The sequence below is a fragment of the Pontibacter rugosus genome (assembly GCF_042678745.1).
Taxonomy (GTDB): Bacteria; Bacteroidota; Bacteroidia; order Cytophagales; family Hymenobacteraceae; genus Pontibacter; species Pontibacter rugosus.
In genome coordinates this window covers 1-9,913 of record NZ_JBHTLD010000186.1, presented here as the reverse complement: position 1 = coordinate 9,913, position 9,913 = coordinate 1, and the positions used below count along the sequence as shown (strand labels likewise).

Genomic DNA, 9,913 nt, shown 5'->3' with positions numbered 1-9,913 from the left:
AGTGTAGCTGAGATAGAGGTTTTATGGCCTCTATCGTGAATTAAGCAACAACTTATAACCATTCAATTTTTCTGTCGTTTAAGCGGGTTATTATTTCCTAAATCGATGTTTCACGAAATGGATTGCAATGTTAAGGATTAAATTACTCGCGGCTCTGGTTTCTGTTGTAGTAGCTATGGCTGAAGAATTTACCTGGTTAGAGGCAGAATCCCCCGCTCCGAAAATCGAAGAAAAGAAGATAACCGAACGGCCATTAAAACTAGAAGAGGCCACACGCAAAGAAGCAACAGTAACAGCTAAAGCTGAACCAAAAGCTATACCTACCCTTAAAGTATCTGCCTCCATCTATCACCCGGAGCCCGGACAAACAGACGGCTCACCCCTTATAACGGCAGACGGTTCACGCATAAACAAACGAAACCCAGGTAAGCACCGCTGGATAGCTGTGTCGCGCGACTTGCATAGCAGGTGGGGGGGCGATATAGAGTACGGCGATTCGCTCTTAGTATCTGGTATATCAGACAAACTGGATGGCGTATATGTGGTGCGCGATGTGATGAACAGGCGCATTAAGAAAAGAGTAGACATTCTTGTCGGTAAAAAAGACGACGTAATGGGCTTTTGGCGCGGTGTTGAGATTGCTAAACTCAACTAATCTGGGGCTGAACGAAGTATGTCTGCTGCCGTAACTAATGCAGAAATGACAGCATGATTGCTCATGCCTTAAGACACTAATGAGGGAACAAGAACTGCAAAAGCACGAGGAAAAGCAACAGCTAGATAAAGAGCGGTACGAACTGTTAGAGCGCCTTCAGGATGCGCTGGAGCCGGCCATGGTAGTGCTGGGCTTTATCTGGCTTGTGTTGCTGGTGGTGGAGCTGATCTGGGGGCTTGGCTCTGTTTTGCAGCTTATCAGCAACATCATCTGGGTTATCTTTATACTTGATTTTGTTGTTAAGTTTATACTTGCCCCACACAAGCTGCTTTTTCTGCGGCACAATATACTTACCACTATCTCGCTGGCGGTGCCCGCACTGCGCCTTTTCAGGATAACGCGTGCTTTTCGGCTTGTCAGCACGGTGAGGGCTACCAGAGGGCTGCGTTTGGTGAAGGTTGTAGGCTCTATTAACAGGGGCATGCGTAGCTTGGGCAAAGCCATGAAGCGACGCGCTTTTGGTTATGTGCTGACGCTGACACTGGTGGTAACAGTAGCCGGAGCAGCTGGTATGTATGCTTTAGAAGGTGATTATGGAATCAAAAGCTACGGTGATGCCGTCTGGTGGACATTGATGCTACTGACTTCCATCGGCAGCGACTACTTTCCGGTTACCCCGGAGGGGCGCGTGCTGTGCCTGTTGCTGGCCATGTATGGCTTTGCGGTGTTTGGCTATTTTACCGCCACGCTGGCCACGTTTTTTATTGATAGAGATGCCGGTAGCGAAGAATCAGAAATGGTAGGATCAGCGCAGGTAAAGGCACTACAACAGGAAATACAACTGCTGCGACATGAGCTGCAGGCTGTACTGCAGCAACACAATGCTATACCGCCTTCTCCACCTCCCAAACCTCCTGAAGCATAAGTATAGCTTTGGCTACTGCGCTATAATGCTTATTTTAGAAGTTCCGACTAACAATATAGCTCATGATAACGCAAAAAGAAGCTCAGGATATACTGCAAAGTATGACAAAGGGAGACAGTTTACTGCGCCATGCCCGCACCGTAGAATTAGTAATGCGTGCCTATGCCGAAAAGCTTGGGCAACATGTAGAGCAGTGGGGCGCAACGGGCTTGCTGCACGATGCAGACTACGAAGCTCACCCAGACCAGCACCCTAACGTAATTGTAAACCTGTTGCGCGAGCGGGGAGAAGAAGAAATGGCACACGCCATTTCAGCGCATTATACTAAATGGGGCGTGTCCTATGATACCTTGTTGGATAAGGCCCTTTTGGCGTGTGATGAGCTAACAGGGTTTATTGTGGCCTGCGCGCAGGTAAGGCCAGCCAGATTAGAAGGGCTCGAAGTAAAATCTGTTGTCAAGAAACTGGGGCAGAAAAGCTTTGCCGCCTCCGTAGATCGTGAGGAAGTACGCATTGGAGCTGAACTATTTGAAGTAGACATGAAAGAACACATCGGCTTTATCATACAAGTACTACAGCAGCACCAGGATGAACTTCAGCTTCAGCCGCAGGTTACGCAGTCGTAAATAGCTTGAAGTATAACTTCGATAAAAAGAGGGCAGCTGTAGTATACAGCTGCCCTCTTTTTAGAGCTTGTTTACATTTTGTTTTTGCAAGCGAAAGTGGATTTTAAACAAGCTCTTAGGCTATATAATCTTTTAGTATCTCAAATGCTTCTTTATCATCCTGAGCTTCTACCACTTCATCTATTACAAACTGTACTTCCTGTTCGGTCCAATTATCCTTCTCGGCGGCTTTCACAAAAATATCCAGGGCTGCAAAGCGAGAACCTTGCGAAGGCAGGTTAATTTTTACTTTTTTTCTGATGCGCATAGGTTTAAAATTTGTGCAAAGGTATAAAACCTTCGGAAAATGCAGTAAGCTTTTTGGGCTGTGCGTCAGCAATTCAAGTCTTGCTGTATGCTGCCATAGCTAAGCTGCACTAGCCTATGCTTAACTCTTTATGCTGTCAGTCGTTGAAATGGGATAGGATATGCTACAAGTAAATACGCTATGGAAAAAGAAATCTTTGCCATCGAAGATCTGAAAAAGCTGGATGATCTTACCATTATGCACTACTTTATTCCTGTAATTGTAGTGTCAGTAGTGGGGGAGTGGCTTTATGGTATCTATAAAAAGCGCGACACCTATCATAAAAAGGAGTTTTTCTCTGCCCTTACCATAGGCGCTGTAAACACGCTGCTGAGCGCTGCCCTGAAAATATGGATTTTTAGTATAGCCCTGCTGATTTACAATGCAGTGCCCTGGGCAATACCAAGAGGCTGGTATACCTTTGTAATTTGCTTTATTGCAATGGATTTTTGCCGCTATTGGGCGCATAGGGTAGCCCATGAGCAGCGGTTTTGGTGGGCTACGCATGTCACGCATCACTCCTCCGAGAACATGAATTTTTCTGTAGCTTTCCGGACGGGCTGGACGCAGCACATCAAGTTTATTTTCTTTTTACCTGTGCCCTTTCTTGGGATTGATCCCTTCACACTTTTCATCTGTAACCAGATAATTGTGCTGTACCAGTTTTTTGTACATACCGAACTGGTGCGTCGCCTGCCCCGGTCTATTGAGTATATATTCGTTACCCCATCGCATCACCGTGTGCACCACGGCTCGAATCCGGGGTATATCGATAAAAATTACGGCTCCACATTTATTATCTGGGACAGGCTATACGGCACTTTCGAGCCGGAGCGCGAGCAGGTAAAATACGGTATCACCAAGCCTGTTAAATCGTTCAATCCGGTTTACCTGGTTTTTCATGAGTGGGTGGATATCTGGAATGATTTGAAACATACCAAGTCTGCGAAAGAAGTTTTCCAGATATTATTTAAGCCTCCTGGGGCCATAGTTACAGAACACCAACGGCTAAGCTTGCAGCAGGAGGAAAACGCGCAACTGGTAGAGAAGGATGAACAGGTGTTGGTAACTGTAAATACGGCTAAAGCAGTATAGTTGCTGCTTCCGCTTTATTCAGGATGTGAGAGAGTAATTTAGAAGTATAAACAAAAACGCATGGCGGATAGGCCATGCGTTTTTGTTTAGTAGCTTTCCTGCTGTAGGGCCCCTTGCCTGGTGGTTGGGTTGCTTTGTACTTCACGTGGTACGCCCATTTTCTCTTCGCGCCGTTGCTGATACTGCTGAAACTGTTGTGGAGACAGTACATCTTTTAACTGAGACAAACGAGTCTGGCCTATTACTTCCATCTGGTTAACCAGTTTCTTCGGATTGTTTTTAAACTTCTCTTTTGCTTCTTCTGCGTGGCGCAAGCTAGTAAGGTTGATCACGTAAACTTTTTGCGTCTGCTGTGGCGTAAGGCGCAGGTTTTTAGTAAAACCGGCAGTCATTGCCTCGGCGTGTTGCTCAAGCGTTGGCGCTGCCTGTTGTGCAGCTTTTGTTTGCTGCTGTGTGGCAGGCGCCTGTGCAAAAGCTGTAGTACAAGCAGAAGCCAGTAGTATGGCGAAGGCTACATTTTTCATATGGTAGTATTTCTTATTTCCAGCAATAGCTGGCAATTATTGTTCCTGTTTTGTGCTAGGTAACAAAACAAGGTGCTATCGGCTATTTTTCTTTAGCTTTCGTTGTTAAAGTATACTTTATAAAAGTGCATGTTGCGCTCTTTGTCAAATCCCCGCTCTACAAACTGCTCACTTTGCTCCGGGTTGTATCCGCTAAACTTAATCTCTATCTGTGTATCCAGCTTTATAAAATTGCGGAATTTACGCTTCATGTTGCGTACCGTGTTTTTGTTGATGGCAAAATCGGTGAAGCCTTCTATATCACGCTCTTCGGCAAAGGTCTGGCTATAGTGCATAAACCTTTCTTTTGTCTCCGGCTCATCTATTACGCTGCTGGTAAACTCCTCCAGGTCAAAGGTTTCGCTTTTAGAAAAGTAGTCAACCGAGCGGCTGATGAACTCTACCTGAGCTTTTTTGCTATCAGTGCGGGCAAACACTTCTTCCGAAAAGTCTTTGCACAGGTTCATAACGGTTTTGGTGTTATAGTTCGTGTCCTTAAGCTCAGTTACGTTCAAAAAGTCTTCTCGCCAAAAAGCAGCGTCATACCCGTTCACATCCACCAGTTTTACCCTAAATCCGTCTTCCGCTTCGGTGTTGTAGATCATGCAGCCTTTATCCACGCCTTTTAGGTTTACGCCGGAATGGTAGTTTACATTCAGGTCATCGTCTTCGTCCTGAATGGTCAGGAAGGTATCCTTATTTTCAGATTTAAAAATCCCGATTGCCTCTACCACTTCGTCCTGCATAACACAGCCATCAAAATGCACCACATAAAGCTCTCCGCTCTTTACTTTTGGGTGGTCAGATTGCTGATACAAATGGTTAAGGATGTGGATGGAGTATTCCTGAAACTTCTGTGGCTCATTAAAGATCAGCGCAGCATAGGCAAACATCTCGTTCAGGGCCAGGTCAGAGGTGTGCGTAAAACGAAAAAACTCCTCTTGCTTAAACGGTGAAAGAAAATAGTTTACCAGCAAGTCATACAGCTGCTCGTCGTGCAGGTCTACCAATTCCTTTGAGGCAATTACTCCCTCGTCTTTCGACTTATTTCCTACGCGGTGCACGGCTAGCCTTTTCAGGCGTGCCTGTGATCTGTCTTTCATTCTTGTTACGGCTACGTTGCAAAGTACAAAGCTACGGATTTAGCTGTTGATTGCTGCTGTATAGCACTAATGCCCGTGTAATTCTTTCGCTAGCTACTTTCCTATAGATGCATATTAAAAAAATGTAGAGTTGCTAATCTTATTGATACACAAGGAATTAATCTGAAGCATGAAGAGGTGCTTCACGAATAGTTCCTTTTCTGGCACGGTTTTTCCAATGAGGCAATACAAGCAGCGCAGCTTATAGATTATAAGGGAATTTTAAAAGAGAAAGATCATGAAGAAGATATTTTTACTTATAGCTGTAGTAATAGGCTTAGCAGCCAGCGCACAGGCTCAACAGCGCAGTGTACGTTCTGGCAATCAAATAAATAGTTATAGCACACCAACTGGTGGAATAGGATTTGGTATCAGAGCCGGTGTTAACTTTTCGGACTGGGACGGCGAAACAATGCAAAGTGTGCAAGACCTGGTAGATATGACGAACGGTACAGTAAACCAGGAGATGCGAAAAGGCTTTCATGTGGGAGGTTATGTAAGTATACCGGTAGCTCCGGGCTTTGAAATCGAGCCGGGTCTGCTTTACTCACAAAAAGGGGCGGTGCTAACTGGTAAACTCCCTATGGAGCAGGTTGAGTTTTTGAATGCAAGAGTAAGCCTCACCAATAAAGCTGAATACCTGGATCTGCCTATCCTGGCTAAAGTGTATGTAGGCGAAGGCTTCCATATATTTGCTGGCCCGCAGGTATCGTATCTGTTATCTAACAAGGTAAAAGCAGAGGCAGGCGCACTGGGATTTAAGGCGCTAAACCAGGAGTGGGATATGAAGAGTGGCTTTAGAGAAGTAGATGTAGCTGTAACTGGCGGCCTGGGCTATAAATTTACCAGCGGTTTTAACATCAGTGCCGGTTACGATTATGGTGTTAGCTCTATTGATAAGAACAGCAGTTTTGACACCTATAACCGAGTGATAAAAGCTTCTATCGGTTATACTTTTTAAGAGTTTACTGTTTAGTGTTAATCATAAAGCCCGTCGCAGTAGCGGCGGGTTTTTGTTTTATACTACTTCAGATTCAGAACAATAAGCTTCTGAAATAGTATGTATGTCAGAACATATAAAATGCTCATGAAAAAGGTAAACTTATTGTTTTTTGCTTTCCTGCTTCTTGTAGGGCAGGTTGTTGCACAGCAAATTCCAGCTTCTCTTAATGCTACCCTGGATGGTTATAGCTACCCCTATGAGGTAAAGTATTTTCAGGCTGAAGTAGAAGGGAAGAAGTATAAAATGGCTTATATGGATGTGCCTCCATCAAAGCAGGTACAAAACCCTAAAGCTGTTATGCTGCTGCACGGAAAGAATTTTATAGGCGCTTATTTTAATCAAACAATAAAGTTTCTTTCTGAAAATGGTTACCGCGTGATTGTGCCAGATCAAATAGGTTTTGGCAAGTCAGATAAGCCAGAGGTATACTATAGCTTTCATCAGCTGGCGCAGAATACGAAAGAATTATTAGATCAGATTGGCGTAAAGCAGGTAGCGGTGGTCGGGCACTCTATGGGGGGCATGGTAGCCACGCGTTTTGCGTTGATGTACCCTGAACTCACTACAAAGCTTATACTTGAGAACCCAATAGGGCTTGAGGATTATCGACTGTTTGTACCTTATAAAACGCTGGACGAGCTATATCAAACAGAGCTGAAACGTACAGCGAAGTCTATTGCTGATTATCATCAATCATACTACACCTCCTGGAAGCCCACTTACAGCGAATGGGTGCAGGTGCCTGCTGCACAGCTTGGCCATGCTGATTATCCAAAAGTTGCACAGGCCTCGGCCTTAACATATGCTATGATTTACCAGCAACCGGTGGTGTATGAGTTTGATAATCTGAAAGTGCCCACGCTCTTGGTTATTGGTCAGGAAGACCGGACAATTGTAGGCAAAGGCTATATAAAGGATAAGCAAAAGCTACAGGAGCATGGGCAGTATCCACAACTCGGGCAGCAAACAGTGAAGGCTATACCAAACGCAAAACTTGTGGAACTAAAGGGGGTGGGGCATATACCGCACCTGGAAGCAACGCAGAAGTTTCATGAGGCTCTGCTAAGCTTCTTAAGGTAATTATTTCTTAATGATGATGGTGGTGATCGTGGCCGTCGCCGGGCTTGCTGTTATAGTTGGCTACAGTGCCTAACACAAAGAACACGGTCCAGCAGAGATATAAGGCATTGAAATTATCTACAGTTTTGCCTAAAAACAATAGAATAAGATTTGCTACAATGGTCATTACCAAGCCTGTGGCAGCCACAAACTGGTAAGAGTTCATCTCTCTGGGGTCGTATATCTTTGATAATTTCATGTGCTGGTTCATCTGTTCTTTTCACGCTAACGCTTTAGGTGCAAGAGTGGTGCCATTCAGCGCTAATTTGTGGCAAAGATAAAACAACGGTGCGGTTCTTGATATACATTGCCTGCACGTACACAGCTTTTTTATTTATTATATGAAGAAGAACATTCTATACTTATTGCTCATACTTCTAGCTGGCACAGTGGTGTTTCCGCAGCACAATTTAGCTGCTGCTGTAGTTTCACCGCAGCAGAGCTTTTATACTTCACTGTCTCAGTTGCTGCAGCGGCATGTACAGCAGGGGCAGGTTAACTATAAAAGCCTGCAGCAAGACAAGACAAGCTTGCAAAAACTGGTGCAACAAGTGGGAGAGTATGATTTAAGCAAAGCATCGGCAGCTGAAAAAAAGGCTTTTTATATCAATGCTTATAATGTATTGGTACTGCAACAGGTGCTGGAGCATTATCCTCTAAAATCTGTGATGGATGTGAAAGGGTTTTTTGATGTAAAACAGTATAATGTAGCCGGGCAGCGTCTAACGCTCAATCAATTGGAAAAGCAAAAGCTGCTGGAGCCATACAAAGATGCCAGAGTTCATTTTGCAGTTGTTTGTGCCGCTAAGTCTTGCCCGCCCCTGTTGAACGAGGCTTATACGCCAGAAAAAATAGAGCGTCAGCTACAGGCGCAGGCAGAGCGTACCTTGCGCAGCAACCAGTTTATTCAGATTCAGCCTAAAACGCAGAAGGTGCTGGTGTCAGAAATCTTTAACTGGTATAAAGCAGATTTCCTTCAAGATTCAAACAGCTTATTGAGCTATATTAACCGGTTTCGCAGCCAGCCTGTGCCAGCTACGTATGAGATGGGGTTTTATACTTATAACTGGCAGCTGAACGATACAGCAAAGAAGTAACTCATTAGTTTGATTATTATGTTAAGCTATTGGTGCGTTCGCCAACTAGTATTCCCGCTAAGCGTATAAACTAAGACGAACATCTAAATTTAAGACTATGAGCAACGCTGAAGATAGAGCTCCTGAAAGAGACGATAAAATTAATAATGAATACGATAAGCGCGTTTCGATGGGCAACAAGCCAGATCCGTCTGCGAAGCGTAACATAGGCCCGGATGGCATGACTGAACGCCCCGGACAGATGGATACTTTAGAAAACAAACACATAGGCGGCAACGAAACTACCGGCTACGGAGCAAATGACCCTGACAGTAAAGAGTCTTATGCGCAGGGGCCGGGCTTTGAGTTCGAAGGCAGTGATACTGGAATGGACGATAGCGTGGCAGGTATCCGAACTGGAGATCAGCCGCTAGGGGAGGATGAAGAAAAGCCAAACAATGCTGATCACAGCCGTCGATAGTCTTGTAACAACAAAAAGGGCCACTAGCACTAGTGGCCCTTTTTGTTGTTACAAGATCAAGTTATTTGCTATTCTTTGATATACTCTTCTTTGATGATATTAAGGATCTCAGATGATAAAGGCTTAGAAAAGAACTCTTTAACCTCCAGCAGGTTCTTAGCTGTGATAATGTCTTTTCTGTCTACGGCAGAAGAGAGCATAAACAGGCAGCATTTATTTGTAAGGCTCTCTGGAAAGCTTTTGTATTCATCTATAAACTGCCATCCATCCATGCCCGGCATATTTATGTCCAGAAATATCAAATCCGGGAAATTGTCTGGTGAGCCGTCAGCCATTTTACGCAGGTGATTGAGAGCATCCTCTGCCCACTCAAAGCTAACTACCTCATCTGCAAAATTTTCGTTTTTGATAATGCTCTCACAGACAAAGTTATTCACCTGGTCATCGTCAATCAAAACTACTTTCTTCAAAATGCTCATGTTGCTTCTGCAATTTAAGGTATACATGGAAGGTCGTTCCTTTAGATAGCTGGCTCTCTACTTCAACTTTCCCCCCTAGTAATTCCGCTTGTGTCTTTACAAGATGTAATCCTATTCCTTTGCCTTCTATCTTGTGGTGGAAGCGCTTGTATAAGCCAAACACTTTACCGTTTTGCTTTTCAAGGTCTATACCTAAGCCATTATCCTGAATGCTGAGGCAAAGATAATTGTTTACACTAAAAGTTTTAATGCATATGTTCAGTTTTTGATCAGGTTTCCTGAACTTAATGGCATTGGATACTAAATTAACTCAAGTTGCGATTATATACATTTATTGATGGTGTAGGCAAAAACAAAGAGGACTAGTTTCAAGATAAACCCCTGAGGAGTTACCGCGTGAATG

The 9,913-nt window shown here is 44.2% G+C and carries 13 protein-coding genes and 1 pseudogene; 8 read left to right on the top strand and 6 right to left on the bottom strand.

Features of this window, described 5'->3' with window-relative positions; genetic code table 11:
• Positions 1-175 precede the first annotated feature (175 nt).
• The 3 genes from ACFQ2O_RS16875 to ACFQ2O_RS16865 all read left to right on the top strand — a co-directional run bounded on the left by ACFQ2O_RS16875 (position 176) and on the right by ACFQ2O_RS16865 (position 2,206).
• A complete protein-coding gene (locus ACFQ2O_RS16875) occupies positions 176-655 on the top strand; it encodes a hypothetical protein (protein WP_377530422.1) in 480 nt (159 codons plus the stop codon).
• A 79-nt stretch (positions 656-734) separates the two neighbouring features.
• Positions 735-1,580: a potassium channel family protein gene (locus tag ACFQ2O_RS16870; protein ID WP_377530419.1), complete on the top strand. Its 846-nt coding sequence runs from the start codon at positions 735-737 to the stop codon at positions 1,578-1,580.
• A 62-nt stretch (positions 1,581-1,642) separates the two neighbouring features.
• Complete coding sequence (locus ACFQ2O_RS16865) at positions 1,643-2,206, top strand: HD domain-containing protein (RefSeq protein ID WP_377530415.1); 564 nt, start codon at positions 1,643-1,645, stop codon at positions 2,204-2,206.
• Positions 2,207-2,321: 115 nt separating this feature from the next.
• On the opposite strand, the gene ACFQ2O_RS16860 is transcribed toward ACFQ2O_RS16865, so the two are convergent.
• Positions 2,322-2,513, bottom strand: a complete 192-nt coding sequence (locus ACFQ2O_RS16860; RefSeq protein WP_377530412.1) for a hypothetical protein — start codon at positions 2,511-2,513, stop codon at positions 2,322-2,324.
• Positions 2,514-2,693: 180 nt separating this feature from the next.
• Between ACFQ2O_RS16860 and ACFQ2O_RS16855 the strand changes: the two genes are divergently transcribed.
• The gene (locus ACFQ2O_RS16855; RefSeq protein WP_377530408.1) at positions 2,694-3,647 is read left to right on the top strand and encodes a sterol desaturase family protein; all 954 of its coding nucleotides are present in this window, start codon (positions 2,694-2,696) and stop codon (positions 3,645-3,647) included.
• Positions 3,648-3,733: 86 nt separating this feature from the next.
• Here ACFQ2O_RS16855 and ACFQ2O_RS16850 read toward each other — a convergent pair whose 3' ends face one another.
• Positions 3,734-4,171 carry a hypothetical protein gene (locus ACFQ2O_RS16850; protein ID WP_377530406.1) on the bottom strand — a complete coding sequence of 146 codons (438 nt, stop codon included), beginning with the start codon at positions 4,169-4,171 and terminating at the stop codon, positions 3,734-3,736.
• Between the two features lie 92 nt (positions 4,172-4,263).
• Positions 4,264-5,313, bottom strand: coding sequence for a nucleoid-associated protein (locus ACFQ2O_RS16845; RefSeq protein WP_377530404.1), 1,050 nt, complete (start codon positions 5,311-5,313; stop codon positions 4,264-4,266).
• Between the two features lie 277 nt (positions 5,314-5,590).
• Between ACFQ2O_RS16845 and ACFQ2O_RS16840 the strand changes: the two genes are divergently transcribed.
• Together ACFQ2O_RS16840 and ACFQ2O_RS16835 are read left to right on the top strand one after the other, a co-directional pair.
• Entirely contained in the window at positions 5,591-6,313 is a 723-nt protein-coding gene (locus ACFQ2O_RS16840; protein ID WP_377530402.1) for a porin family protein, read from the top strand.
• A 126-nt stretch (positions 6,314-6,439) separates the two neighbouring features.
• A complete protein-coding gene (locus ACFQ2O_RS16835; RefSeq protein ID WP_377530399.1) occupies positions 6,440-7,435 on the top strand; it encodes an alpha/beta fold hydrolase in 996 nt (331 codons plus the stop codon).
• 7 nt (positions 7,436-7,442) lie between these two features.
• Here the strand turns inward: ACFQ2O_RS16835 and ACFQ2O_RS16830 are convergent, their stop codons facing one another.
• On the bottom strand, positions 7,443-7,673 hold the full coding sequence (locus tag ACFQ2O_RS16830; RefSeq protein WP_377530396.1) for a hypothetical protein: 231 nt from the start codon (positions 7,671-7,673) through the stop codon (positions 7,443-7,445).
• Positions 7,674-7,815: 142 nt separating this feature from the next.
• Between ACFQ2O_RS16830 and ACFQ2O_RS16825 the strand changes: the two genes are divergently transcribed.
• Both ACFQ2O_RS16825 and ACFQ2O_RS16820 read left to right on the top strand, forming a co-directional pair.
• On the top strand, positions 7,816-8,571 hold the full coding sequence (locus tag ACFQ2O_RS16825; protein ID WP_377530393.1) for a DUF547 domain-containing protein: 756 nt from the start codon (positions 7,816-7,818) through the stop codon (positions 8,569-8,571).
• A 97-nt stretch (positions 8,572-8,668) separates the two neighbouring features.
• Positions 8,669-9,031, top strand: coding sequence for a hypothetical protein (locus ACFQ2O_RS16820; protein WP_377530391.1), 363 nt, complete (start codon positions 8,669-8,671; stop codon positions 9,029-9,031).
• Positions 9,032-9,099: 68 nt separating this feature from the next.
• Here ACFQ2O_RS16820 and ACFQ2O_RS16815 read toward each other — a convergent pair whose 3' ends face one another.
• Both ACFQ2O_RS16815 and ACFQ2O_RS16810 read right to left on the bottom strand, forming a co-directional pair.
• Positions 9,100-9,510 (bottom strand): response regulator, encoded by a 411-nt coding sequence (locus tag ACFQ2O_RS16815; RefSeq protein ID WP_377530387.1) that lies wholly within the window; start codon positions 9,508-9,510, stop codon positions 9,100-9,102.
• Positions 9,479-9,805, bottom strand: a pseudogene (locus ACFQ2O_RS16810) (ATP-binding protein); the annotation flags it as partial. The pseudogene ACFQ2O_RS16810 and the gene ACFQ2O_RS16815, both read right to left, overlap by 32 nt.
• Positions 9,806-9,913 lie beyond the last annotated feature (108 nt).

Coding starts and splice junctions, on each gene's coding strand:
- ACFQ2O_RS16840 (WP_377530402.1), top strand. CDS start 5,591: ATGAAGAAGATATTTTTACTTATAGCTGTAGTAATAGGCTTAGCAGCC.
- ACFQ2O_RS16855 (WP_377530408.1), top strand. CDS start 2,694: ATGGAAAAAGAAATCTTTGCCATCGAAGATCTGAAAAAGCTGGATGAT.
- ACFQ2O_RS16865 (WP_377530415.1), top strand. CDS start 1,643: ATGATAACGCAAAAAGAAGCTCAGGATATACTGCAAAGTATGACAAAG.
- ACFQ2O_RS16875 (WP_377530422.1), top strand. CDS start 176: ATGGCTGAAGAATTTACCTGGTTAGAGGCAGAATCCCCCGCTCCGAAA.
- ACFQ2O_RS16850 (WP_377530406.1), bottom strand. CDS start 4,171: ATGAAAAATGTAGCCTTCGCCATACTACTGGCTTCTGCTTGTACTACA.
- ACFQ2O_RS16860 (WP_377530412.1), bottom strand. CDS start 2,513: ATGCGCATCAGAAAAAAAGTAAAAATTAACCTGCCTTCGCAAGGTTCT.
- ACFQ2O_RS16820 (WP_377530391.1), top strand. CDS start 8,669: ATGAGCAACGCTGAAGATAGAGCTCCTGAAAGAGACGATAAAATTAAT.
- ACFQ2O_RS16825 (WP_377530393.1), top strand. CDS start 7,816: ATGAAGAAGAACATTCTATACTTATTGCTCATACTTCTAGCTGGCACA.
- ACFQ2O_RS16835 (WP_377530399.1), top strand. CDS start 6,440: ATGAAAAAGGTAAACTTATTGTTTTTTGCTTTCCTGCTTCTTGTAGGG.
- ACFQ2O_RS16830 (WP_377530396.1), bottom strand. CDS start 7,673: ATGAAATTATCAAAGATATACGACCCCAGAGAGATGAACTCTTACCAG.
- ACFQ2O_RS16845 (WP_377530404.1), bottom strand. CDS start 5,313: ATGAAAGACAGATCACAGGCACGCCTGAAAAGGCTAGCCGTGCACCGC.
- ACFQ2O_RS16815 (WP_377530387.1), bottom strand. CDS start 9,510: ATGAGCATTTTGAAGAAAGTAGTTTTGATTGACGATGACCAGGTGAAT.
- ACFQ2O_RS16870 (WP_377530419.1), top strand. CDS start 735: ATGAGGGAACAAGAACTGCAAAAGCACGAGGAAAAGCAACAGCTAGAT.